This window comes from Pseudomonas petroselini (genome assembly GCF_045037875.1).
GTDB lineage: Bacteria > Pseudomonadota > Gammaproteobacteria > Pseudomonadales > Pseudomonadaceae > Aquipseudomonas > Aquipseudomonas petroselini.
In genome coordinates, this window is record NZ_CP173614.1 from 3893626 (window position 1) to 3919520 (window position 25895).

20 protein-coding genes are annotated in these 25895 nt (G+C 60.2%); 14 read left to right on the forward strand and 6 right to left on the reverse strand.

Annotation, left to right across the window (positions count from 1 at the left end):
- Window positions 1–276 precede the first annotated feature (276 nt).
- Both ACI512_RS17880 and ACI512_RS17885 read right to left on the reverse strand, forming a co-directional pair.
- Window positions 277–1545, reverse strand: a complete 1269-nt coding sequence (locus ACI512_RS17880; RefSeq protein ID WP_405121231.1) for a tyrosine-type recombinase/integrase — start codon at window positions 1543–1545, stop codon at window positions 277–279.
- Between the two features lie 153 nt (window positions 1546–1698).
- Window positions 1699–2613: a LysR substrate-binding domain-containing protein gene (locus tag ACI512_RS17885; RefSeq protein ID WP_048726530.1), complete on the reverse strand. Its 915-nt coding sequence runs from the start codon at window positions 2611–2613 to the stop codon at window positions 1699–1701.
- Between the two features lie 247 nt (window positions 2614–2860).
- On the opposite strand from ACI512_RS17885, the gene ACI512_RS17890 reads away from it, so the two are divergent.
- From ACI512_RS17890 to pgm, 4 genes are all read left to right on the forward strand, one after another.
- Entirely contained in the window at window positions 2861–3883 is a 1023-nt protein-coding gene (locus tag ACI512_RS17890; RefSeq protein ID WP_012724334.1) for a zinc-dependent alcohol dehydrogenase family protein, read from the forward strand.
- Window positions 3884–4586: 703 nt separating this feature from the next.
- Entirely contained in the window at window positions 4587–6011 is a 1425-nt protein-coding gene (locus tag ACI512_RS17895; protein WP_405121232.1) for a hypothetical protein, read from the forward strand.
- A complete protein-coding gene (locus ACI512_RS17900; protein WP_236379922.1) occupies window positions 6008–7414 on the forward strand; it encodes a PLP-dependent aminotransferase family protein in 1407 nt (468 codons plus the stop codon). The genes ACI512_RS17895 and ACI512_RS17900 overlap by 4 nt, the downstream gene beginning before the upstream one ends.
- A 106-nt stretch (window positions 7415–7520) precedes the next feature.
- Window positions 7521–9167 carry a phosphoglucomutase (alpha-D-glucose-1,6-bisphosphate-dependent) gene (gene pgm / locus ACI512_RS17905; RefSeq protein WP_405121233.1) on the forward strand — a complete coding sequence of 549 codons (1647 nt, stop codon included), beginning with the start codon at window positions 7521–7523 and terminating at the stop codon, window positions 9165–9167.
- A gap of 146 nt (window positions 9168–9313) precedes the next feature.
- Here pgm and ACI512_RS17910 read toward each other — a convergent pair whose 3' ends face one another.
- A complete protein-coding gene (locus ACI512_RS17910; protein WP_046036303.1) occupies window positions 9314–10009 on the reverse strand; it encodes a pirin family protein in 696 nt (231 codons plus the stop codon).
- Between the two features lie 219 nt (window positions 10010–10228).
- On the opposite strand from ACI512_RS17910, the gene ACI512_RS17915 reads away from it, so the two are divergent.
- Window positions 10229–12676: a UvrD-helicase domain-containing protein gene (locus ACI512_RS17915; RefSeq protein ID WP_405121234.1), complete on the forward strand. Its 2448-nt coding sequence runs from the start codon at window positions 10229–10231 to the stop codon at window positions 12674–12676.
- 75 nt (window positions 12677–12751) lie between these two features.
- Here ACI512_RS17915 and ACI512_RS17920 read toward each other — a convergent pair whose 3' ends face one another.
- Entirely contained in the window at window positions 12752–13024 is a 273-nt protein-coding gene (locus tag ACI512_RS17920; protein WP_003217129.1) for a DUF1652 domain-containing protein, read from the reverse strand.
- Window positions 13025–13136: 112 nt separating this feature from the next.
- A complete protein-coding gene (locus tag ACI512_RS17925; RefSeq protein ID WP_405121235.1) occupies window positions 13137–13286 on the reverse strand; it encodes a hypothetical protein in 150 nt (49 codons plus the stop codon).
- On the opposite strand from ACI512_RS17925, the gene ACI512_RS17930 reads away from it, so the two are divergent.
- From ACI512_RS17930 to ACI512_RS17940, 3 genes are all read left to right on the forward strand, one after another.
- Window positions 13285–14094 (forward strand): AraC family transcriptional regulator, encoded by an 810-nt coding sequence (locus ACI512_RS17930; protein WP_093544398.1) that lies wholly within the window; start codon window positions 13285–13287, stop codon window positions 14092–14094. The two genes, ACI512_RS17925 and ACI512_RS17930, sit on opposite strands and share 2 nt — an antisense overlap.
- 49 nt (window positions 14095–14143) lie before the next feature.
- The gene (locus tag ACI512_RS17935; RefSeq protein ID WP_405121236.1) at window positions 14144–15550 is read left to right on the forward strand and encodes an NAD(P)/FAD-dependent oxidoreductase; all 1407 of its coding nucleotides are present in this window, start codon (window positions 14144–14146) and stop codon (window positions 15548–15550) included.
- 118 nt (window positions 15551–15668) lie between these two features.
- Window positions 15669–16748: a polyamine ABC transporter substrate-binding protein gene (locus tag ACI512_RS17940; RefSeq protein WP_236380219.1), complete on the forward strand. Its 1080-nt coding sequence runs from the start codon at window positions 15669–15671 to the stop codon at window positions 16746–16748.
- 300 nt (window positions 16749–17048) lie between these two features.
- Here ACI512_RS17940 and ACI512_RS17945 read toward each other — a convergent pair whose 3' ends face one another.
- Window positions 17049–17834, reverse strand: coding sequence for a helix-turn-helix transcriptional regulator (locus tag ACI512_RS17945; protein ID WP_012724324.1), 786 nt, complete (start codon window positions 17832–17834; stop codon window positions 17049–17051).
- A 199-nt stretch (window positions 17835–18033) separates the two neighbouring features.
- On the opposite strand from ACI512_RS17945, the gene ACI512_RS17950 reads away from it, so the two are divergent.
- The 6 genes from ACI512_RS17950 to ACI512_RS17975 all read left to right on the forward strand — a co-directional run bounded on the left by ACI512_RS17950 (window position 18034) and on the right by ACI512_RS17975 (window position 25894).
- Window positions 18034–19398: an APC family permease gene (locus tag ACI512_RS17950; RefSeq protein WP_405121237.1), complete on the forward strand. Its 1365-nt coding sequence runs from the start codon at window positions 18034–18036 to the stop codon at window positions 19396–19398.
- A 9-nt stretch (window positions 19399–19407) separates the two neighbouring features.
- A complete protein-coding gene (locus ACI512_RS17955) occupies window positions 19408–20511 on the forward strand; it encodes a P1 family peptidase (protein ID WP_231807640.1) in 1104 nt (367 codons plus the stop codon).
- A 366-nt stretch (window positions 20512–20877) separates the two neighbouring features.
- Window positions 20878–22311, forward strand: a complete 1434-nt coding sequence (locus ACI512_RS17960) for a serralysin family metalloprotease (protein WP_046036308.1) — start codon at window positions 20878–20880, stop codon at window positions 22309–22311.
- Window positions 22312–22360: 49 nt separating this feature from the next.
- Window positions 22361–22729, forward strand: coding sequence for an AprI/Inh family metalloprotease inhibitor (locus ACI512_RS17965; RefSeq protein ID WP_236380213.1), 369 nt, complete (start codon window positions 22361–22363; stop codon window positions 22727–22729).
- A gap of 103 nt (window positions 22730–22832) precedes the next feature.
- A complete protein-coding gene (locus ACI512_RS17970; RefSeq protein ID WP_405121238.1) occupies window positions 22833–24584 on the forward strand; it encodes a type I secretion system permease/ATPase in 1752 nt (583 codons plus the stop codon).
- Window positions 24581–25894 (forward strand): HlyD family type I secretion periplasmic adaptor subunit, encoded by a 1314-nt coding sequence (locus ACI512_RS17975; RefSeq protein WP_405121239.1) that lies wholly within the window; start codon window positions 24581–24583, stop codon window positions 25892–25894. Before ACI512_RS17970 ends, ACI512_RS17975 begins: the two co-directional genes overlap by 4 nt.
- The last annotated feature ends 1 nt before the right edge of the window (window position 25895 follow it).

Here is a 25895-nt window from a genome sequence, read left to right on the forward strand (position 1 = left end):
CTGGTTCTAAAGGGAAACTCCACGATTTGGCCGCGGCACGATTGCGCCATAGCTTCGATGCGAAGCTAGATTCTAAACTGCGGACAGCCCCCTGGTACTTCTTGTTGAGTTGGCGCAGTGTGTGATGAATAGGGTGCTTATCCAAGGTCACTACATTCACTATTACGATCGGCAAAGCATTTGATTCCTTCACATTGAAAGACTCCTTAGTCAGACGATATGAGTTGACGCATGCCTCGTTTCCCACTCCATCTCCTAATTCCCTGCGCTGCATCCTCAATCTGAGGTCACGTGCGCAGCGTTTTGCCGTAACTGGTCTAAGTAGTTCGCCCATTGTTGGGCCGCCTCCCGGCGTTGCACTAGTAATTGCGCGCGGGCATACACAGCCCCCAACGCACCTGGCATCCGGTGGGATAAGGACAATTCGAGCACGATTGGATCTATACCCAAATGCTCATGCGCAATGGTCCTGTAGGTCGCGCGAAAGCCGTGAGCTGTGATGTCGTACTCCGGCCAGATGCGCTGAAAGGACTTGAGCATGGAGGTCGGGTTTATGGGACGTCCCGGATAGACCGGCGAGACGAACACCCAGCCTTTGTCTTCTTCATCCACCAAGCGAGTTTTATGTAGTTCGCGTAACAGAACCAAGGCTTGCTCAGGCAACGGCACGATGTGTTTGCTCTTGTCCAGGTGCTTGGTCTTGCTCACCACATAACGCCAATCGGCGCCGACCAAGTCGACATCTTCCCAGCGCATCTGCACCAGTTCGCCTGGTCGGACCGGCAACATGACCAGCAGGCGCATGGCGGTGGCCACGCTGCCGTCGCTGCAGTCATCAAGGCGTAGAAGAAACCTGCCCAGGTCGGATGGCCTTTCGATCGCCGGGTTGCTGGTCACGATGTGGCGAATCTTCAATTCCTCGATGTTACTGAGCGCCACATTGCGCTCCACCCAGCCGCGACCTTCGGCAAAGCCCAGGACGGCACGGATGATGGTGCGCACGCGCCGGGCCATGGCCATGGTGCGCCGGCGGCGCAACTCGGTGATGATCGTAGTGATATGCTCCAGCTTGATCTCGCTGATCGGTTTTTTGCCAATGGCAGGCAAGATGTGGTTGTTCAGCGCTCCGGTAAATCCCGAGATGGATTTTGTCACCAATTCGGCAGACTTGAATGCCAACCATTGTTTGGCTACGTACTCAAATGTGCGCTCCTCGCTGAGGAGCTGCGCCTCGATCTTGGCCGTCTTGGCCTTGAGCGGAGCGATGTGGTTAGCCACGTCGCGGCGTGCGCCGCGGGCAATGTCGCGCGCCTCCTTGAGACCAATGTCGGGGTAAGCGCCGATGGAGAAGCGGTTTTCCTTGCCATGCAGGCGATACTTCAATCGCCAAACCTTGGAAGGGGGTTTGCCAACCTTGCTCGACGCCCTTACTTCCAAGTAGAGCCCAGGGACTTCGCCATCGGCGTGTTTGCCGGGTTCGGTCAGTGAGCGGATAAAGGCATCGCTGAGTTTTCGTCTGAAAACAACCCCATTGTCTGGGGGCATCGGTGGGGGCATCCTTTTTAAGGAACCGAAATTTGCCCCCAATTATGCCCCCATGACTCGTAGAATCCATTGGATTTAGACAGGCGGCAGTGGACTAAAAATCTCAATAAGTAGTTGTGATAAAAGGACTTTATGGAATCCAGTGGAATTCCATTACAGGCTATCGGGGTCCCCAAAAAACATCTGAATCCGCGACCGCAACCACCGCTCTCCCGGATCATTATCCTGCGAGCCACGCCACGCCATGTGCAGCTCAAAGCTGCGCACCGGTAACGGCGGATCTTCCGCCCGCAACCCGCCCGCCGAGGTCAATGCTTCGGCCGCGTAGTCCGGCACTGTCGCCAGGATGTCCGTGCCCGCCAGCAACGTGCCGAGGCCGTTGAACTGTGGCACGGCCAACACCACATGGCGTTTACGGTCGAGTTTTTCCAGCTCCTCATCAATGAAGCCGCTCAGGTCGCCGGCAAAGGACACCAGCGCGTGAGGGCGGGCGCAGAAGTCGTCCAGGCTCAGAGGGCCCGGCACGCTGTCGGCGCGCAGCAGTTTCGGCAGGCTGCGACGCAGGACTTTGCGTTTGGCGTTGGCCGGCAGGTCGGCGGTGTAGCTGACGCCGATGGAGATTTCGCCGGAGGCCAGCAGGCCGGGCATCAAGATGTAGTTCACGCGGCGTACCACCAACACGATGCCGGGGGCCTCGGCGCGCAGGCGCTTGAGCAGTTGCGGCAGCAGGGCGAATTCGACGTCGTCGGACAGGCCGATGCGGAATACCGCGGTGCTGGTGGCGGGGTCGAATTCGGCGGCGCGACTCACTGCGGTGGAAATTGAGTCCAGGGCCGGGGAGAGCAGGGCGAAGATTTCTACCGCTCGGGCTGATGGCTCCATGCTGCGCCCCGTGCGCACGAACAGGGGGTCATCAAACAGCCCGCGCAGGCGTGACAAGGCTGCGCTGATCGCCGGCTGGCCGAGGAACAACTTCTCGGCAGCACGGGTCACACTGCGCTCGTGCATCAAGGTTTCGAATACGATCAAGAGGTTAAGGTCGACACGACGCAGGTCGTTACGGTTCATCTTGTGTCCTGGAAGAGTCAGCAAACTTGACGAGAGCGGCCGTATAGGAAGAATGACCGGCATGAATCTTACGGGCAAAGACTGTTACTCTGCACAAGAAAATTGAGTTTTCTTACAAGAGCTGAGGTCTATTCCTCAGTTGCGGAATCAATGACAAGCATGTCGACTATTAATGGCGACCGGTGGTCTTACCCGGAAAGCCCAGATAGAGTTCATGGCATTAGAGGTTACTTTGACGAGGTTTGCGATGTCCCGCACGATCCGTTTTCACAAGTTTGGTCCGGCCGAGGTGCTCAAATGCGAAGAGCATGCAGCCGCGCAGCCCGCACCGGGCGAAGTGCAGGTGCGTGTCGAAGCGATTGGCATCAGCTGGTATGACATTCTGTGGCGCCAGAACCTGGCGTCTTCCCATGCACGCTTGCCGTCCGGCCTTGGCCATGAGATGGCCGGGGTTGTGGTCGCCTTAGGCGATGGCGTGGATGACTTGGCGGTGGGCGATAAGGTGGCCAGTTTTCCGGCCGAGAGCCCTAATGATTATCCGGTGTATGGCGAACAAATCGTCCTGCCCCGTTCGGCCCTGACCCGTTATCCGGATGTCCTGAGCCCTATCGAAGCCAGCGTGCATTACACGCCGCTGTTGATCGCCTACTTTGCCTACGTGGACCTGGCACGCGTCAAACCGGGGCAATTTGCGCTGGTGACTGACGCCAGCCACTGCGCCGGCCCGTCCTTTGTGCAACTGGGCAAGGCCTTGGGGGTACGGGTGATTGCCGCCACTAAGGACAGCGCGGAGCGTGAGTACCTGCTGTCCCTCGGTGCCGAAAAGGTCATTGTTACCGAAGAGCAGGACCTGCTGATGCAAATCAACAAGTTCACCGATAACCGTGGCGTAGACGTGGTGTTCGACGGTTTGGGCGGCCCGCAAATGTCGTTGCTCGGCGACGTATTGGCACCCCGTGGCAGCCTGGTACTTTATGGCCTGCAGGGCGGTAACCAGACACCGTTCCCGGCGTGTGCGGCGTTCCAGAAGAACATTCAGTTCTTTGTGCACTGCATCGGTAACTTCACCGGCAAACCTGAACTGGGCATTATCCAGGACCAGGTGGCCTTGCAGCGAGCCCTGCGGGATATAAATCAACTGACCGCCGACCGCGTGCTGGTGCCACTGAAAACCACCGTATTTCCTTTCAATCAGTTCGTCGAAGCGCACCGTTACATGGATGAATGCCCGTGCCGCGAACGTGTCGCGTTGCAGGTCGAAGCTGTTTAGTGTGTAGGAATGTTCTCTAACAAACACTGCTTGCCCCTGGCACATGGGGCAAATGCGCCATTTGGCAGGGCTTAACCTGCATAGCCCATCAGGTGCCTGCCCGGCACGCTAACCCCTGAATCGTGACTTTTTAGCTGACGCCGCCCTGAATTCCAGCGCGGCGTCTTCGTGTGCGCGTAGTTAATGTGTGGCCCGTTATTCATCTGCACTGCTTTTCGTCCAACTTCTGTATCTATTAATCATTATTCCAACACTGATAATTGCGCCTTCACTTTCATCTCAAGGACTGAGCAATGATTGATTATCTGACACTACTGTCGCGAGTACCTGTAACTAATTGCGCGTCAGGCGCGCGACCACAAGGAAACAGGTGGGCGCCTGAAAAGTATCAATCCAATAAGTGGGAAAGTTGGTTGAGTTACAGGTCGGACGTTTCTTTTAATAATTGGTTAACGGTGTGTAAGCGCTTGTCGGAAAGCTCCTAGGAGTGCAAGCGAATTCATTTGACCCCAGTAAATCCGGTGGCTTACGCGCTTGCAGGCCTTGGGTGCTGCCCGAGGATACCTGTGTCGCTTTGTTGCGCAGTGCTAGTGTCTAGTCATCGGCGTACAAGGTTGTGCGCAAATTTCTTACACACGCAATAGGTCGAGCAAACACGCTCAGCGGTTGCTTGAAACCAATATTTCAACTCAGGTAGTCAGCAATGAGCACTATTCACGAGCAGGCCATGAATTATGTTTACCAACAAGTGCTGCAGCGTTTGATCGGGCACTTCGCTCGCGTAGAACGAACGGCACTCCAGTTGTTGGTCCAACGTATCGTTGTGGCAGCGGGAGGCATGGAGCAAGTGGGGGACTACAAGGTGTTGATTGCCCATGGTGGCGGCGCCGTCAGCAGCTATACGTTAGCGCTGTTACGTGCTGCACAGTTGACCATTGCTGGCAGAGCACCCCGGACCTTTCAGTTGCGCGTTGCAACATTGCGACACGCAGGCATGACCGAAGGGACGCTCAACGGCCTCAATCAGGGCTATGGCCGCCTGTTTCTACACGATGATCCAAGGGTTGAGCTACTCATGGTGGAAAACCAGGAAGTATTGCCCTTCAACCCTCTGCGAAGCGCCTCTACGGTTGGGCGCGAAACCAGCCAACGCAATAGGTTGATGGTCGGCCACATGAGCTCAGGTGACTGTCGCACGACCCTGTGCAGTGATACTTACCTTGCCCTGGGGGATTTCTACCAGCGCGTCACCACGTGGAGCGGCGGCGTGCACGCGGTGGTCAGCGGTGACTCCCCGCGCAAGCAAGGTCAGTATCTTGCCTGGCTCAAGGGCATGGCAGCCGGCGCGGGTGTCGCCATGCCGGAGACCTGGCCATCGTCGCTCACAGGTTTATTTGCACGCATGGACGAGTTGAGTGTCGGTTACTACCGCGATGTGTATGGCGAGCACTATGCGGCAAGTGACAACCCCAGCAAGTCCGGTCACCGTCACTTGGCCTATATTGGCATTGCGGATTTGCTCAGCGACGCAGACCTTTCATCCTCGTCCATGCTCTCCGAGTTCATGGCCTTTACCCCTGATCCGCTGGGGTTTCATTTCAGTCATCCGAACTATTCCAACCCCCTGTTGATGGCCCATTTGCGTGGGTTGCAGGCCCAATCCCTGCGAGACCTGGATTATGAGGCCGGCGTTCAGGGCTTTATCCAGCAGGCGACCCACTACCTGCGCCGCATGCACGTGCCCGAAACGTTGCTCATCGAAGCGGGCAGCCGTGAAGGGCGCGTCCTAGCGAGCACGTACGCCCAGCAGTTCTTTGGCCTGGACGAAACTCAATTGATTTGCCTGCTGTTCTCGCCGTTTATTCATCATGGAGAGCGGCTGGAAGGCTACTTGCGTCAATGCCATCCGGGCATGCTGGTGGCCCTGCCTGAACTGCACAAGGTCCTGCAGGGCAAGCCGTCCGCCGATATGCTGCAACAGTGGGTCACCGACACCAGCGGCTTACCAATGCCAATGCTGCAGCACCTTTACCGCAAGCGTCCATCGGTTACCGCGAGTGGCAAATTGCACGATGCTGGCGCAGTGTCCGGCGACAGCGCGCAGGCCTGTCAATTGTCCGGGCGATGACACTGCACGGCGAACGGCAGGCGGATTTCGCGTATCAGGCGGTTTACCGCTACCTGATCAACTTGATCAACGAAGTCAGCACCGATACTCGGGTAAAACTGCCATCCCTGCGGCAATTGGCCGGGCGCCTGAACGTATCGATCTCGACGATCCAGTACGCCTACGCATTGCTGGAGAAGGAGGGTAGGGTGTATTCGGTAGCCAAGTCGGGTTACTACGCCTGGCCTCTCTCGGCAAACTCACTGACGTGGGCCGGTGGCGATCTGCTTGACCGGCTCTATGCCGCGGCACGGCGTCCGGGCATGGTGGTGCTCAGCGGGGATGAGCCCGCGCTGCTGGCCTCTTTGGATGGAACCCTGTTGCGCCTGGAGCGGGAGTTGGTGCGCCACTACCCGGCCCAGGCGCAACCCTGGTCCCAGCCGTGTGGCGTATGGGAGCTGCGTGCGGCACTGGCGGCACGCTACACCTCGTCACCCACGCGCTGCTGGCATGCCGATGACGTATACCTGGGGGCCGATCTGCGCGGTGTCCTGGACATCCTTATCGACGTACTGGGCCTGAGGGGGACTACGGTGATTGTGGAATCCCCCTGCGACTGGCTGATCCTGCGCCTGCTCCAGGATGCCGGGGTGCGCATTATCGAATTGCCCTGGACGCCGGAAGGGTGCCTGGATCTGGTGACCCTTGAGCAACTGCTGTGCGATGAGTCGGTGCATCTGGTATTGCTATCGTCCGTGGTCAGCCTGCCCTCTGGGGTCGCCCTCTCTGACCGCGACCGCGTGGCGGTCGCGCAACTGCTCGATCAGTACGGTTGCTGGCTACTGGAAAACGATACCTTTGGCGAGCTGGGTTTCAAGGAGCCGCAGGCGGCGTTACGCGAGCTGGTGAACCCTGAGCGACTGGTGGTGTTTTCCTCTTTCGAGAAAATACTCGGCTCGGAAGCCCCCTATGGCTACCTGCTGTCCCGGCGCATGAGCAGCGAACTGCAGCGCCAGTTCCTGTTGCGTTCCTTTCGCTTATCGTCGATCCGCCAGCGCGCGATTGCCCGCCTTTATCAAAGCGGACGAGTCGACCAGCACCTGCGCGAACTGCGCTTGCAATTACGCGAGCAGGCGGAGGAAATGAGCCAGCGCCTCGACCGGCACCTGGGGGATCAAGTGGCGTACCGCGTGCCGGCCGCCGGGGCGGTGTTCTGGCTGGCTTCCACACGGACGGTAGACATGCGCCATGTGTTCCAGCAATTGCTCACCCAGCAGGTGGTGATTGCCCCTGGCGAGCTGTTCAGCGTCAGCGGCCTGCACCAGCAGAATTTGCGCTTGAGCAACACCTTTCATGGGCAACCCAACTTGGATATCGCTCTGACCGCCATCAGTGAGGCGCTGCGTCAGGCCCAGATTGGATGATTGTGCGAAGTTTCTCTGCCTGCTATAGGATCGATACCGTCGCGCAGCAGTCCAACTCTCAGTAAACTGCCATTTTTTTCCGAATCCTTCTTTCCGAGGTTTATGCATGACAATCAGTCCTTTTGCGGGCAAACCGGCGCCAGCCCAGTTGCTGGTGGATATCCCGCGACTGGTTACGGCCTACTACACCGGCCAGCCTGATGCAGCAATCTCCACCCAGCGCGTGGCGTTCGGTACGTCCGGCCACCGTGGCAGCTCGTTCGAGCTGAGCTTCAACGAGTGGCACGTGCTGGCTATCAGTCAAGCCATCTGCCTGTATCGTGAAGCCCAGGGCATCAACGGCCCGCTGTTTGTTGGCCTGGACACCCACGCACTGTCGACGCCTGCCGGCGCCAGCGCCCTGGAAGTGTTGGCCGCCAATGGCGTGCACGTGATGCTGGCGGAGGGCGATGAGTACACGCCGACCCCGGCGATTTCCCACGCCATCATCTGTTACAACCGTGGCCGCACCAGCGGCCTGGCCGACGGCATCGTCATCACGCCGTCGCACAACCCGCCGCAGAGTGGCGGCTACAAGTACAACCCGCCCAATGGCGGCCCGGCCGACACCCACGTCACTAAATGGATCGAAGCCAAGGCCAATGAACTGCTGGCCAACAAACTGGCCGGGGTCAAACGCATGACCCACGCCCAGGCACTCAAGGCCGACACCACCCATCGCCATGACTACCTCAATAGCTACGTGGCTGACTTGGTCAATGTGATCGACATGGACGCCATCCGCAGCGCAGACCTGCGCCTGGGCGTGGATCCGCTGGGCGGAGCAGGGGTGCGCTACTGGTCGGCGATCGCCGAGCACTACCGCCTGAACCTGGATGTCGTGAACACCGAAGTCGACGCCACGTTCCGCTTCATGAGCGTCGACTGGGACGGCCAGATCCGCATGGACCCGTCTTCCAGCTACGCCATGCAAGGTCTGATCGGCCTCAAGGAACGTTTCGACGTGGCATTCGCCTGCGACCCGGACCACGATCGTCACGGCATCGTTACCCCGTCCGGCGGCCTGTTGGCACCGAACAACTACCTGGCCGTGTCCATCGACTACCTGTTCCAGAACCGTCCTGACTGGCGCGCTGATGCAGCCGTGGGCAAGACCGTGGTCAGCAGCGGCCTGATCGATCGGGTGGCGGCGCGTATTGGCCGTCGCCTGTACGAAGTGCCGGTCGGCTTCAAGTGGTTTGCCGATGGCCTGTTTGAAGGTTCGCTGGGCTTTGGCGGCGAAGAAAGCGCCGGCGCGTCGTTCCTGCGCAAGGACGGCACGGTCTGGAGCACTGACAAGGACGGCCTGATCCCGGCGCTGCTGGCCGCGGAAATGACCTCGCGCAAAGGCCAGGACCCCAGCCAGATCTACCGTGGCCTGACCGATGCCCTGGGCGAACCGTTCGCGATCCGTGTCGACGCCAAGGCCACCCCGGCGCAGAAAGCGTTGCTGGGCAAGCTGTCACCGGACCAAGTGACCTCCACCCAGTTGGCCGGGGAAAGCATCCAGCAGATACTCAGCCACGCGCCGGGCAACAACCAGGCAATCGGCGGGTTGAAGGTGATGACCGAAAACGGCTGGTTTGCCGCACGGCCGTCGGGGACCGAGGATATCTACAAGATCTACGCCGAGAGCTTCATTGGCGAAGATCACCTCAAGCAGTTGGTGGAAGAGGCGCAGGTGCTGGTAGACGGCGCTATCAGCGCTCACTGAAAACCCGCTGTATACAATGGGGGGGCGGTTTTTTGTGGCGAGGGAGCTTGCTCCCGCTCGACAGCGCAGTTGGAGTCGGCTTTTGGGGGCGCTTCGCACCCCAGCGGGAGCAAGCTCCCTCGCCACAAAAGCCGGCCCCTATAAGGTCAGGCCAAGTCGACTAGGACAATCTCGCTGTCTTCAATCGCCGTCACCCGCAACACCTGCTCATCCTCCACCGCAACACCGTCTCGAGCTTGTGCACGCAAGCCATTGACTTCAATCACACCGGTCGCCGGCACCAGATACGCACGGCGCCCGCTGTCCAGCCGGTATTCGGCACTTTCCCCCGCTTTCAGGTTCGCTGCCACCAAGCGTGCATCCGCACGAATGCGCAAGCTCTCGCTGTCACCGGCCTTGCCGCTGGCCAGGGTCACAAAACCTTCGCGGTCGCCTTTCGGAAACGGCTTGGCGCCCCAGGCAGGCGGGAGCCCGGCTTCGTTTGGAATGATCCAGATCTGGAAGATCTTGGTCGGCGCCGCTTCCAGGTTGTACTCACTGTGGGCGATCCCCGTGCCTGCGCTCATCACCTGCACATCACCGGCCTCGGTGCGGCCTTTATTGCCGAGGTTGTCGGCGTGGCTGATCGCACCTTCACGTACGTAGGTGATGATCTCCATATCGCGGTGAGCGTGCTGCGGGAAACCGGTGCCGGGGGCGATGATGTCGTCGTTCCAGACCCGCAGGTTGCCCCAGTGCATGCGCTTGGGGTCGTGGTATTCGGCGAATGAGAAATGGTGATGGGCGTCAAGCCAGCCATGATGGGCGCCGCCCAAGGATGTGAAAGGTCGAAGTTCAAGCATGATCGTCTCCTGTTGATGGCGCCTATGATCCGGCAGGTCATGATCGATAAAAAGCGTAAAAAATGCCTGATTCCTATCAGTGGATTAGATTGGTTGATGGCGTTTTGACTTTCAGTTCATCGCCTAACTGCATGACAGCAAAGCAATTGGCTGGAACTGAGCGTCGATTCCGGCGACCATGGCGCACTCGTAAAAACTCAGCTCATCGCAGGAGTCCGTGTGTCGCAACAAAAGCCTGATCTTCCTCCCGAACTGCGCCCCCTGGCCGAGATGCCTCTGTTCAAACGCCTGGCCGCGCGCCTGTTCGGCCATGGCCTGACCCGTTTGCGCGCCCAGCACCGGTTTTCCTGGTTGCACGGGCAGGCTGACGGTTTTCGCAGCGGGCACGAGGCGGGCGTAGAGTACGGCTATCGCGAAGGCAAGGCCGACGGCCTCGAGGAGGGCCGGCAGGTTCTGCTGATCCGTGACTTCCGCCCGGATGAGCACCGTGCGCCGGGGGTGGATGACAGCCTGTTCGATGATTGGCGCCTGCCCCTCACCGCCGAGCTGAAAAAGCGCATCAAGGCTGACGTCTCGCGATTGCTACCGGCCCACGCCCAGCCAAGCACGGCGCAATGGAAGATGATTTTCAGCGATACGCCCTCTACATCCGTGATTGCCGGAGCCGGTGCGGGTAAGTCGACGTCGTTGGTGCTGCGTATTTTGCTGCTGACCCATTACCTGGGCTTTGAGCTGAGCTCGATGACGGTGGTGACCTTTACCCGTGAGTCACGCAAAGACTTCATCAGCAAGCTCATGCAGATTTTCAGTGTGTGGGGCCAACCCATTGATATGAAAGAAGCGCAGGGCGTGGTGCGTACCTTTCACTCGCGCATCCTGCCCATGGTGCGTAGCCTGCCGGGCTTTGAGCGTCTGCAAGCGTTCGAGAACCTGAACACCGGTTTTGAAGACGCTGACAGCAACCCGTTCGACCTGCGCATCAACGAAGCCCAGCGCCAACAAATGAATGCCTGCTATCACCGGCTGCACGGGCAGCACACGCGCTTTCGTGAGCTGATTGCGCCGCTGGCGCGCCATGGCCTGCAGCTCAAGGAGCTGGAGCGCGATCACCCCGATGTGCAAAAACGGGTGGCGGTGACGGAGCTGGCGGCCAAGCGCGACGAAGAGCTCTGCGATGTGATCGAAGACTTGTGGTTTCGTGCGGGCGCCTGGCCGATCAAGGGCATTGAGCCCAATCGCCGGCCCCTGGAGATCAATGGCGCGCAGTTTCACTGCCATGGCTATATTCCCGAACTGGACGCCTGGGTGGTGCTGGGCTTCGATTCACGGGAAAACGCCCAGCTCAACCGGCCCAACTCAAAACTGTCTGTACGGGCAGAATGGGCGGTTAAGCGCACATTGTTTCAAGCTTTCTGTCGTAAGCCATTGATATGGCTTGATAGTTACGAATCTTCGAAGCGGCTTTTGAGCAGCCTGGCTGGGGATGCCACTGCCGGGCCAGGCTTTGATTACAAGGTCAAAGGCGAGTTGGCCTCGGCGCCGTTGCTGGACAGTTTTGTAATGGCAGCCGGGTTTATCGAAAACCTGGGGCTGGATGTGCCCACGGCAGTTGGGCAGATGAGCTTCGCCAAGGATGACCCGGACCGCTATTTCTTCGAAGCCCTGAGCATCTTCTGGAAAGCCTTGGAAGATCACCTGCTCGACCAATCGCCGCCGATCATGACGTATAACCGCATGTTTTCGCTGTTCGGCGAAAATACCCCGGAAAATCTCAAGCTGCTCAGCGATCCACTGTTGCGGCCGCTGTCGCACCTGATGATTGATGAATTCCAGGACGTTTCGCCGCAGATCGTCTCATGGCTACGCGCCAGCCTGCGTGAGATCCGCAGCCGTGGCCCGGCCATGCACGTCGGTCGCGGCGCCCAGCGCTCGTCGCTGCTGTGCGTGGGGGATGACTGGCAGTCGATCTACGGTTGGCGCGGGAGTTCGCCCAAATACTTCATGGCGTTCAATCAGGAATTTCCGTCACCCGCCACCACCCGCGTGATGTTGGGTGAGAACTACCGCAGCCATCAGCACATCATCGATGCCGCCGAGCATATCGTGCGGGCCGCACCGGCTATTCCTGGCAAGAAGGCCAAGGCCAGTGGGGCGCCCAAGGCTCTGGTGCCGGTCAAGGTACTGGAGCGGGACGATGCGGCATTGGGATGGCAGTTGGCGGAGCATTACCAACGCGGCGAATCAGTATTAATGCTTTATCGAAAAAGCAGCGATAAGTTACTGATTCAAGAACATATTCAGTCTGTAGTTAATCTGGATTCTAGCTTGCCTCCAGCGGCGCGCAGGCTCAAGCAACTGACCTATCACAGTGCCAAGGGCCTGCAGGCTGACGCGGTGTTTTTGCTCGGGGATTGCCAGCACGTGACCAGTTCGCCCTACAAGAACCAGGTGTACCGCATGGCTGGCCTGGGCAAGGACGGCGACAGCGAGCCGTATGACACGGCGCAAAAGGACGAAGTGCTGCGCCTGGCCTACGTGGGCATTACCCGCGCGGTGAGCCATTGCTATTGGTATGTGGAAAAGCCCGAAGGCCAGGCGGTGAACGTGCCCAAGGCGTCGGAGCGCGTGGATGGCCGGAAAGCCTTCTTCGATGATCAACGCGGCTAGCGAGTGAATGGCATTCAACTCTGGGAGAGGGCTTGCCCCTCCCAGAGGGGATATGTGTTGTTTGAACGATTGAATTCAGGCCCGCAATGACAGCGGCGGTACAAACGACTCCAGCTCATCCTCCACCGCTTCGATAATCCGCTCTACGTCAGCCGCGTTCATCACCGTGGCGCAGGGGATGCCCGCGATGGCAATCAGCGTCTCGCCACTGGCGCGGTCGAACAGGCGGGCGATCATACTGCCAGGCGCGTCCATGCTGGCTTCAAAACCCATCGGATGAAAATGCCAGCGCATCAGCTGGCAGGCGTTGGGGAACGTCACTTTGTTCATGTTGCCCACCTTGTTCATTGAGCGCTTCCTTTAGCTCGCCGCAGGGGGCCATGACCTTCACTGGTCGTGGCATCGAAGAACTTAAAAATAGCATTCGTTCGAGACCGGAACGTGAATTTTTTGACCCCGTTCAGCGGTTGTTTCCACCTGGGTTGATGTGGGTCATGATCTGCGCAAATTTTGGCAAAAGGCCATCATCCTTGAGGGGCCAGTGGCCATTGAAGGCTTCGGCAAAATTCGGCAATCTCCAAGGTCGTTTAACCGCCTTCGAGCCTTCCATGCCACACATCGCCCCAGACGATGACTCCCAGCAATCCCAAGCCACACGTGAGTTGGTACTGCGCCACCACCTGTGTTGGCGCCATCGGGACTTGGAGGGCGTGATGTCCTACTACCACCCGGACATTCAGTACCACGACTTTTTCCAGAACCGTGTCGTCGGTTCCGCCGAATTGCGCGACTACCTGCAAGCCAGCATGCCCCGCGAGGCCGATGAGGCGATCGAGCACACCGACCGCATCCGCGCCGACGGCGATACCGCGTTCATCCAGTACCGCATTACCTTGCGCGGCGGCCAGGGCCTGGTGTCGTTCCGTACCAGCGAGGCCATCACCGTGCGCGACGGGTTGATCTGGCGGGTCAACGAATACGCCTCCCTGGTGCATGAGCAGCCGGCCCAGGCTGCGCGGCCTTCGGTCAGCCGCCTGGGCCTGTCGCCCCAGCAATTGGGGCACATGGCCAATGACCTGCAGCAGTATTTCGAACACAAGCAACCCTACCTGGACCCTGAATTGGATCTGCAGCGGGTTGCCAAGGAGTGTGGCTACAGCCGCAATCAGATTTCCTACTTGCTGAATCAGGTACTGGGACAAAGCTTCTATCGCTATGTGAACCAGGCAAGGCTCCAGCATTTGCTGGCCGCATTGGACAGGGCTACTGCGCCGATCAAGGTTGACGACCTGGCGTTTGCCGCCGGCTTCAACTCGCTGTCGGCGTTCTACAGCGCCTTCCGCCAGCACACAGGCCAATCGCCCAAGGCCTACGTCAAACAAATTTCCCTGCGTGCACGCGCGCAAGACAGTCCTTAACGCCGCGCTCTAGGATCGCCCCTATCGAAACGAGGTAGGGGAACCTGGCATGCCGGCATGGCGCACTATCAGTTTATGGATGGACCAGCTGGACGACCCGCTGCACGCGCGGCCCGCCCTGGAGCATGACCTGGACGTCGACGTGGCCATTATCGGCGCCGGTTACACCGGGCTGTGGACCGCTTACTACCTGAAACGCCAGGCCCCCGAGCTGAAAATCGCCATCATCGAAGCGCAGACTGCCGGTTTCGGCGCCTCCGGCCGCAACGGTGGCTGGCTGATGGGCAACCTGCTGGGTGAGGACCGCTTGCTCGCCGGCTTGAACCCTGAACGACGGCGCGCCTCGTTTGACCTGTTGCACGCCATCCCTGACGAAGTCGCTCAAGTGCTGGCGCGTGAAGGCATCGACTGCGATTACCGCAAGGGCGGTGTCCTGTACTGCGCGGCGCGTTACCCCGAGCAGGAAGGCAGCCTGCGCCGCTATCTGGACACACTCTACGCTCAGGGCCTGACCGAAGCCGACTACCGCTGGCTCGGCCCGCAGCAACTGGCCGAACAGGTCCGCATCGCCAAGCCCTACGGCGGCATTTATGCGCCCCACGTCGCGACCATCAACCCGGCCAAGCTGGTGCGCGGCCTGGCGCGGGTGGTTGAGCGCATGGGCGTGACCCTTTACGAAAACAGCCCGGTCACCCACTGGCAGTCCGGCAGCCTGCGCACCGCCAAGGCCAGTGTCCGGGCCGCCTGGGTGGTGCCGGCGGTGGAGGGCTACGCCAACACCTTGCCACTGCTGGGTCGCTACCAACTGCCGGTGCAAAGCCTGATCGTCGCCACGGAGCCCTTGCCGGCCAGTACCTGGGATGAGATCGGCCTGAGCCACGGCCAGGCCTTTGGCGAAAGCAGTCGCCAGGTCACCTACGGCCAGCGCACGGCGGACAACCGCCTGGTGTTCGGTGCGCGCGGCGGCTACCAGTTCGCCGGGAAACTGCGCCACAACTTCGACTTGACCGACAGCGAGGTGGAACTGCGTCGCTACCTGTTCGGTGAGCTTTTCCCCCAGCTCAAGAACATGCGGATTACCCATTCCTGGGGCGGCAACCTCGGCATGTCGCGCCAGTTCCGTCCGCACATGCTCTGCGATCACAAGACCGGCATTGCGCTGTCCGGGGGGTATGGCGGGGAGGGCGTCGGCGCCACCCACCTGGGCGGCCGCACCCTGGCCGACCTGATCCTGGGCCACGACACCCCGCTGGTTCACCAGCCCTGGGTGATTCGCGAACGCGGCCTGGATGCGCTCAAACCCTGGGAGCCCGAGCCCTGCCGCTGGCTGGGCTACAACGCGATCATTCGCAGTTTTGTCCATGAAGACCAAGTGTTGGCCGACCCGACTACCGCCCCTTGGCGCCGCAAGCTGGCGACCGGCGTGGCCGGGTTCATGGAAGGCTTCATGCACTAAGACCGGCATCTGGGACATCCAAGAGGCCGTGCGCAACACCTACGTATTGATTCTGTAACGCTTTGATCCTTGATCGCCTGCCATAAAAACAGCCCTAAAACCGCCAGGAAATCGAACCATGAAAGCCATTGCCCTGTTGCCCTTGATGTTGCTGGCCTCTGTCAGTCAGGCCGCCGAGACGGTGAAAATCTACAACTGGTCGGACTACATTGCACCGGACACCACCCAGAACTTCCAGAAAGAAACCGGCATCGGTTTCACCTACGACGTGTACGACAGCAATGAAACCCTCGACGGCAAGTTGATGACCGGTAAATCCGGCTACGACGTGGTCTTCCCGTCGAACCATTTCATGGCCCGGCAGATCCAGGGCGGCGCATTGAAGAAGCTCGACAAGCGCCAGTTACCCAACTGGAAGAACCTCAACCCGGTGCTGCTCAAAGCCCTGGAGAACAATGATCCTGGCAATGCCCATGGCTTCCCGTACCTGTGGGGCAGCACCGGCATTGGCTACAACATCGACAAGGTCAAGGCGGTACTGGGCGACAACGCGCCTGTCGATTCCTGGGACTTGATCTTCAAGCCCGAGAACATGGCCAAGCTGCAGAAGTGCGGGGTGGCGATTCTGGATAACGGCCCCGAACTGTTACCGGCCGCACTCAACTACCTGGGTTTGCCGCACCACAGCAAAAAGGCTGAGGATTATAAGAAGGCGCAAGACCTGCTGATGAACGTGCGACCCTACGTGGCGTACTTCCACTCCTCGAAATACACCGCAGACCTGGCCAACGGCGACATCTGCGTGGCGGTCGGCTTCTCCGGCGACATCCTGCAGGCTGAAAGCCGTGCCAAGGAAGCCAAGAATGGCGTGAACATCGGCTACAACATTCCCAAGGAAGGCGCCGCGATCTGGTTCGACATGGTGGCCATGCCTGCCGACGCGCCTAATGAGAAAGCCGGCTATGCGTTCATGAACTACCTGCTGCGCCCGGAAGTGATGGCCGACATCACCAACTACGTGCACTACGCCAACGGCAACCAGGCCGCCGACAGCCTGGTAGACCCGGCGATCAAGGCCGACACCAAGATCTACCCAAGCCCCGAGATGATGGGCAAGCTATTCGCACTGGAAGCCATGCCCCTGAATATCGACCGCGTGCGCACGCGGGTGTGGAACACCATTCGCACCGGCCGCTGAGGCCTGGTGTAAACGGACCGCTGTTGGGATGAGCCCGCTTGTTATGGTGAACGGGCTTGTTGTGGTGAGCCCGTTTGGTGTGGTGAACCGGCTTGTTGTGGTGAGCGGGCTTCGTGTGGTGAGCGGGCTTGCCCCGCGCTGGGCTGCGAAGCAGCCCCAATAAGATCACCGCGGTTATCCTAATGGATCGCGGCGCCTGGCCTTGGGGCCGCTTCGCGCCCCAGCGCGGGGCAAGCCCGCTCACCACAACAAGCCCACTCACCACACTAAGCCCGTTCGACCTACCGGCCCACAAACAGGTTAGGGATTCTCCAGATCATGCCCCAACGACTGGATAAACAACGAAAACAGCTCCGGCTGTGACGAGATATCCAGCTTCGCGTACAAGTGGCGACGGTGCACTTTCACGGTGTCCGGCGAGATATTCAGGCGTTCGGCCATGGCCTTGGACGAGAACCCGCGCAACACCAGGCGGGCGATTTCCAGTTCGCGGTCCGAGAGCACGCCACAGCCGAACTGGCTCAATGCATCCCTGATCTGGCTGTCCATCGCCGGCGCTCGCTGGGTGCTTTGCTGCCAGTGCTGTTGCATCAGCGGCAATACCCAGGCGGCCATGGTTGTCATCAGCCCGGTCTCTTCAACACTGAAGCGCCGCTGCCTGCCCAATGACAGCGACAACGTCCCCGCGCCGGGCAATTGCAGAATCAATTGCACCTCGTCCTCCAGCACGTTGTCGTGGAAGTAATTGAGGAAGTACTCACTCTGGCGGAAATGATCCGGCGCCACTTCCTCCAGGCGGTACACGCCGCTGGCGTAACCCTCGCGACACGCCTGGAAAAACGGGTCGAGCAGATACAAGCCATTGAGGTACACCAGCATCGACGCCGGTTTGCTGCTGGGTTGGGCGTCGTATTCTTCCAGGGCCTGGGGCGGTCCTTCCAGGGGGTAGAAGATCGCCAGGGCGTTATCGAAAGGCAGGCACTGGTGCAACAGCAGCACCAGCTGTTTCCAGAAACGCTCGGTGCCGATGTGCGCGACGGTGCGGCCCAGGCCGGCATGCATCCCAACCTCCCGAAACAGGCTCATGTGACAGGCTCCCGCCAGCAAAAGATCGGGCAAGGGTTCGACTTTTGCCGGGTGGCGTCAAGGGGAGTACGCCAATAGGGGAATTGGCGGGCATAGGCCCAATGTTTATCTTCGCCATCATTGAGCGGGAAACATATCCCGTGACTTTCAGACTTTTCGTATCTGCCTCACACCAAGAACAACGAAAGAGGATAACGATATGAGCACTTCCCCCACGCCCAACAGCGTGCTGAAACCCACCTTGAGTGTCTTCGATGTAGTGGCCATCACCGTGTCGGCGGTGACGCCGGCCAGTTCCGTCTTCGTGATCGCGCCCTTTGCCATCCAGCAGGCCGGCAGCGGCGTGTTCCTGGCGTTTGTGATGGCCGGGTTGCTCGCACTGATGTTTGCCTTTTGTTACGCCGAACTCGGCCGCGCCCACAACAGCGCAGGGGGTGAGTATGTGTACGCCAAGCGCGTGTTCGGTGGCATGGCGGGCTATGCGACGTTTCTGACGGTGCTGGTGATGTTGCTGTTTATCCCACCGGTACTGGCCACCGGCGCGGCGACCTACCTGAATAACGCCCTCGGCACCCAGTTCGACTCGCAGACCGTCGCCTTGGCGATCGTCGTGTGCAGTTACGCCCTGGGCATCCTCAATATCAAACTTAACGCCTGGATCACCGGTACCTGCTTGTTGCTGGAAATCGCCGCGTTGCTGGTGATCGTGGTGATCGGCTTCGGCAACCCGGTGCAACCGGCCAGCGTGCTGTTCCAACCGCAGATCGTCGAAAACGGCGTGCTGCACCTGGCGCCATGGGCCCTGGTGATCGGCGCGGTGGGTATCGGCCTGTTTTCCTATAACGGCTATGGCCCGGCGGTGTTGCTGGCCGAAGACATGAAATGCGGCGGCAAAGGCGTGCACAAGGCGGTGCTGTGGTCACTGGGGTTGGTGGTGATCATCGAGCTGGTGCCCATCACCGCACTGTTGATCGGCGCACCGTCCCTGAGCGCGATGATCAGCAGCCCGGACCCCATCGGCTATCTGTTGAGCAGCCATGGCAATGAAACCTTATCACGGCTGGTCAGCGCCGGGATCTTCCTGTCGGTGTTCAACGCGATTGTGGCGATCGTGATCCAGATCGGCCGCGTGGTGTTCAGCAGCGGGCGCGATGCGCTGTGGACGCCGAGCATCAACACGCTGTTCACACGCATTCACCCACGCTGGGATTCACCCTGGTTGGCTACGCTGTTCCTGGCGATTCCGTCGGCGCTGCTGAGTTTCAGCTCCAACCTGGCCGACCTGACCTCGTTCAGCGTGCTGCTGATCATGTTGGTGTACCTGATGGTGGCATTGAGCGCCTTGATGAGCCGGGTATTGCTGCGTGATCGCGAGCATCCCTATCGCATGCCGCTGTGGCCGTTGCCGGCGGTGCTCGCGGTACTCGGCGCCGGTTACCTGTTGGTCACCCTGGTGGCAGCCGCCTCGGTGCGGGACATCATGATCATCATCGGCCTGCTGGCGCTGTCGGTGATCCTGTATTGCATCAGTGGCCGGTCGAGTCCGGTCTTCCAGAAATTGTAAGGAGTGGTTATGCGCGCACGTCAATTGGGGGTTACGTTAGGGCTGGGCACGCCTGGAGAATGGAACGCCATCACCGATGTGCCCGGTGTGCGGGTTGGCCACAGCACGCTGAACACACGTATCGATGGCAAGCACGTGCGTACCGGTGTCAGCGTGATCCAACCGCGTGCAGGGGAGGCACGCCAGCAACCGTGCTTTGCCGGGTACCACGTGCTCAATGGCAACGGTGATGCCACCGGCCTTGAATGGGTCAGCGAAGCGGGGTTGCTGACCACGCCGCTGGCCATCACCAATACCCACAGCATCGGCATGGTGCGCGACAGCCTGATCGCCCTGGAGCGCGAGCGCCTGGCGGACCCGGCGGTGTACTGGTGCATGCCGGTGGTGATGGAGACCTATGACGGCCTGCTCAACGATATCTGGGGCCAGCACGTGGGCCCCGAGCATGTGCGCGAAGCCGTGGACAACGCCGCCACCGGTCCGGTGCAGGAAGGCGCGGTCGGTGGCGGCACCGGCATGATCTGCCATGAGTTCAAGGGCGGCATCGGCACCGCATCGCGGCGCTTATCGGCGGAGCAGGGCGGTTGGACCGTCGGCGTGCTGGTGCAAGCCAACCATGGCAAGCGCCAGGAACTGCGGGTGGATGGCTACCCGGTGGGGCGCCGGTTGATGGACATTCCGTCGCCCTTCGCCGAGCGAGGCACGCCGGGCATGGGCTCGATCGTGGTGATCCTCGCCACCGACGCGCCGCTGTTGCCGCACCAATGCCAGCGCCTGGCGCAACGCGCGTCGATCGGTATCGCGCGTACCGGCGGCGGTACCGAGGATTCCAGCGGTGACCTGTTCCTGGCCTTTGCCACCGGCAACCAGGATTTGCCGCCGGCGGATTACGGACGCAAGGGCCTGCCTTTCAGCAGCGCGTTGCAGATGGTCAACAATGACCATATTTCGCCGCTGTTCAGCGCCGCGGCCGAGGCTGTGGAAGAGGCAATCATCAATGCGATCCTGGCCGGAGAGGACATGCTCACCGATCAAGGTGTGCTGGTACCCGGCCTGAGCGGTGACACGCTGTTGTCGGTATTACACAAAACAGGCTGGAGGCTGTCCCGGTAATAGGGGGCACGCGAAGTTATTAAAACAAGTAATGGCCGTTTAATGTTGCTAATGACACCCTGGCAATATAATGGATCCAATTATTAACAGCGCCGGACAACTTAGGTTGCGTCAGCGCTATTTAATATTTAAATAACCCAAGGTTGTTTTTTGTCGGACAAAGTCAATTCCGCCCAACAAACACGGCGCGCAAATTACTTAAGTTGTTTGCGCGCCTGATTCTAATGCTGGAAAAGATGTAGACGAAAGATTTCAAGTTGTGTCAGTTTTCTTACGCCTTCAAAAGAGGCGAGTGATAGGACGATCTCGCCCGCGGGGTGCCTATCGATCAAAGACTGAAGCACTTGCAAACAAGGAAGTACGTTTATGTCAAAAGTAAAAGACAAGGCTATCGTGTCGGCGGCGCAAGCCAGCACCGCTTACTCGCAAATCGATAGCTTCAGCCATCTGTATGACCGTGGCGGCAACCTCACGATCAATGGCAAACCCTCCTACACCGTTGACCAGGCAGCCACCCAGTTGCTGCGCGACGGCGCCGCGTACCGGGACTTTGACGGCAACGGCAAGATCGACCTGACCTACACGTTCCTGACCTCGGCCTCTTCGAGCACCATGAACAAACATGGCATCTCGGGTTTCAGCCAGTTCAACGCACAGCAGAAAGCACAGGCCGTACTGGCCATGCAGTCCTGGGCGGACGTGGCCAACATCACCTTCACCGAGAAAGCCAGTGGCGGTGACGCCCACATGACGTTCGGCAACTACAGCGGCGGCCAGGACGGCGCGGCGGCCTTCGCCTACCTGCCCGGCACCGGTGCAGGCTACGACGGCACGTCGTGGTACCTGACCAACAACAGCTACACGCCGAACAAAACCCCGGACCTGAACAACTACGGCCGGCAGACCCTGACCCACGAAATCGGTCATACCTTGGGCCTGGCCCACCCGGGCGACTACAACGCCGGAGAAGGCGCCCCAACCTACAACGACGCGACCTATGGACAGGACACGCGCGGCTACAGCCTCATGAGTTACTGGAGCGAAAGCAACACCAACCAGAACTTCAGCAAAGGCGGGGTCGAGGCCTACGCGTCCGGCCCGCTGATCGACGACATCGCGGCGATCCAGAAGCTCTACGGCGCCAACTACAACACCCGCGCCGGTGACACCACCTACGGCTTCAACTCCAACACCGGGCGTGATTTCCTCAGCGCCACGTCGAATGCCGACAAGCTGGTGTTCTCGGTGTGGGACGGTGGTGGCAACGACACCCTGGACTTCTCCGGCTTCACCCAAAACCAGAAGATCAACCTCAATGAAGCCTCGTTCTCCGACGTTGGCGGCCTGGTGGGCAACGTGTCCATCGCCAAGGGCGTGACCATCGAGAACGCCTTCGGTGGTGCGGGCAATGACCTGATCATCGGGAACAACGCGGCCAACATCATCAAAGGTGGCGCCGGCAACGACCTCATCTACGGCGGTGGCGGTGCGGACCAACTGTGGGGCGGCGCGGGCAACGACACCTTTGTGTTCGGTGCCAGTTCCGACTCCAAGCCTGGGGCTTCTGACAAGATCTTTGACTTTACCTCGGGTTCGGACAAGATCGACCTGTCCGGCATCACCAAGGGTGCAGGCCTGACCTTCGTCAATGCCTTCACCGGGCATGCCGGCGACGCGGTACTGACTTACGCCGCAGGCACCAACCTGGGCACCTTGGCAGTGGACTTCTCCGGTCACGGCGTGGCGGACTTCCTCGTCACCACCGTCGGCCAGGCTGCGGTCAGCGACATCGTGGCGTGATGCACGGGCGCGGCGCTTCGGCGCCGCGCTTTACGGATGGAGCATGAAGATGCAGCGTTTTTTCAATAGGATCGCCTGCGTATTGCAGGTGATGTTCGTGTCGGCAGGAGCCCACGCAATGGCGAGCAGTCTTGTATTACCCACCACCGCCCAGTTGGCAGGGCATTGGCAGTTGCACCAGCAGGACCAGGTGTGCGCGCTGGACCTGCTGGAGCAGGCCAACGCGTTGGGCGGCGACGTGGCGTGTGTCGAACAATGGCTGGGCGCCAAGCCCCTGACCTGGACGCCAACGCCGGACGGCATCTGGCTGATGAACGCCGAAGGCAGTGGCATTACCCACCTTAACCGGCAAAAAGAAGGCGAATATAAAGGACGCACGCCCACCGGCCTTGAAGTGGTATTGCAACGTGCACCTTAGTTGCCGTTTTAAACCGATCACTTGATTTTATTAGTTGACCGCTCCGTCATTCGGGGTCGGGGCAACTATTGCGCGCAATTTGCTTCAAGGAAGATTAGAAACCATGGCGAAGTCCCATGCCGTCGCGCCGTTATTCAAGGCGCTGGGTGAATACAAGAGCATTTTGATCAGCGTCGGTTGTTTTACCGCCTTGATTAACCTGCTGATGCTGGTGCCGTCCATTTACATGCTGCAAGTGTATGACCGCGTGCTGTCCTCCCAGAATGAAACCACCCTGGTGATGTTGACGCTGATGGTCGTGGGCTTCTTTGCCTTTATTGGCCTGCTGGAGGTGATCCGCAGTTTTATCGTGATCCGTATTGGCAGCCAGTTGGAGCGGCGCTTCAACTTGCGCGTGTACAAGGCCGCGTTTGAACGCAACCTGCAACGCGGCCAGGGGCATGCCGGGCAATCCCTGGGCGATTTGACGCATATCCGCCAATTCATCACGGGGCCTGCGCTGTTCGCGTTTTTTGATGCGCCGTGGTTCCCCCTCTACCTGTTTGTGATTTTCCTGTTCAACGTGTGGCTGGGCGTGTTGGCCACGGCCGGTGCCGTGCTGCTGATCGGCCTGGCGTGCCTGAATGAATACCTGACCAAAAAGCCGTTGGGCGAGGCCAGCGGTTACTCCCAGCAATCCACGCAACTGGCCACCAGCCACTTGCACAACGCCGAGACTATCCAGGCCATGGGCATGCTGGGCGCGTTGCGCACGCGCTGGTTTGCCGTGCATTCGCAGTTCCTCGGCTTGCAGAACACCGCCAGCGATACCGGCTCGGTGATCACCTCCCTGAGCAAATCCCTGCGCCTGTGCCTGCAATCGTTGGTGCTGGGGCTGGGGGCGCTGTTGGTGATCAAGGGCGATATGACCGCCGGGATGATGATCGCTGGCTCCATCCTGATGGGCCGAGTGCTGAGCCCCATCGACCAGTTGATTGCGGTATGGAAGCAATGGAGTTCGGCCAAGTTGGCCTACCAGCGGCTGGATGACTTACTGCGCGAGTTTCCACCGGAAGTGGAGCAGATGAAATTACCGGCGCCCAAGGGCCAGGTCAGCTTTGAACAGGTCAGCGCGGGCCCGCCCGGCAAACGCATGCCCACCCTGCACCAGGTCAGCTTCAATCTCAGCGCCGGCGAAGTGCTGGGCGTGCTGGGTGCGTCGGGCTCCGGCAAATCCACCCTGGCGCGTGTGCTGGTGGGGGTGTGGCCGACGCTGGCGGGCACCGTACGTCTGGATGGCGCGGACATTCACCGCTGGGACCGCGACGACCTCGGCCCGCACATCGGTTACCTACCCCAGGACATCGAACTGTTCAGCGGCAGCATCGCCGATAACATCGCGCGCTTTCGCGAAGCCGACCCCGATCAGGTGGTGCGTGCCGCGCAGCAGGCCGGCGTGCATGAACTGATCCTGCGCTTGCCGCAGGGCTACGACACGGTATTGGGCGACAACGGCGGCGGCCTGTCCGGCGGCCAGAAACAACGGGTAGCTCTGGCACGCGCGCTGTATGGCGGGCCACGCCTGATCGTGCTGGATGAGCCCAATTCCAACCTCGATACGGTCGGCGAAGCCGCCTTGGCCAGCGCCATCGTGCAGATGAAAGCCCAGGGCAGCAGCGTGGTGCTGGTGACCCACCGTTCTTCGGCGTTGGCCCAGGCCGACAAGCTGTTGGTACTCAACGACGGGCATCTGCAAGCCTTCGGGCCCAGCCAGGAAGTGCTGCGCGCGTTGTCCGGCCAGCAGGAAGTGCCGAAGGAGAAACCCGGCGTGAGTTTCAGTCGTCAGTACCAAGCCGGAAGGAATCCAGGCGCATGAGCAGCATCACTGTTGAACCACGCTTCAAAGAGCGCGACGCCACGTTTTTTACGCGCATGGGCTGGCTGCTGACGCTGGTCGGTGCCGGCGGGTTTTTCCTGTGGGCCAGCCTGGCGCCGCTGGACCAGGGCATTCCGGTACAAGGCACGGTCGTGGTGTCGGGCAAGCGCAAGGCGGTGCAAACCTTAAGCCCCGGCGTGGTCAGCCGGATTCTGGTGAAGGAGGGCGAGCATGTGAAACAGGGCCAGCCGCTGTTTCGTCTCGACCAGACCCAGCACCAGGCCGACGTGCAGTCCCTGCAGGCCCAGTACCGCATGGCCTGGGCCAGCGTGGCGCGCTGGCAGAGCGAACGGGATAACCACGCCAGCATCACCTTTCCCGCCGAACTGAGCGCCAACCCCGATCCAGCCCTGGCGTTGGTGCTGGAAGGCCAGCGCCAACTGTTCAGCAGCCGTCGCGAAGCCTTTGCCCGTGAGCAAGCCGGCATCCGTGCCAACATCGACGGTGCCTCCGCGCAATTGGGCGGCATGCGCCGTGCGCGCAGCGACCTGACTGCCCAGGCCCAATCCCTGCGCAACCAACTGAGCAACCTGCAACCCTTGGCCGACAACGGCTACATCCCGCGCAACCGGTTGATGGAGTACCAGCGCCAGTTGTCCCAGGTGCAACAGGACCTGGCGCAGAACAGCGGTGAAAGTGGCCGCGTCGAGCAGGGCATCCTCGAATCGCGGCTGAAATTGCAGCAGCACAGCGAGGAGTACCAGAAGGAAGTGCGCAGCCAGTTGGCCGACGCGCAACTGCGCAGCCTGACCCTGGAGCAGCAACTCACCTCAGCCGGGTTTGACCTGCAACACAGCGAAATCAACGCCCCGGCCGATGGGATTGCAGTGAACCTCAGCGTGCACACCGAGGGCGCGGTGGTGCGCGCCGGTGAAACCCTGCTGGAAATCGTGCCCCAGGGCACGCGCCTGGAAGTCGAAGGGCACTTGCCGGTGCACTTGGTGGACAAGGTTGGCACGCACCTGCCAGTGGATATCCTCTTCACCGCCTTCAACCAGAGCCGCACACCCCGCGTGCCGGGGGAGGTCAGCCTGATTTCCGCCGACCAGATGCTCGATGAAAAAACCGGCGCGCCCTATTACGTGCTGCGCACGGCAGTCAGCGACGCCGCGCTGGAAAAACTCCACGGCCTGGTGATCAAGCCGGGCATGCCCGCCGAGATGTTCGTGCGCACCGGCGAGCGCTCCTTGCTCAATTACCTGTTCAAGCCGCTGCTCGACCGCGCCGGCTCGGCGTTGACCGAGGAATGAA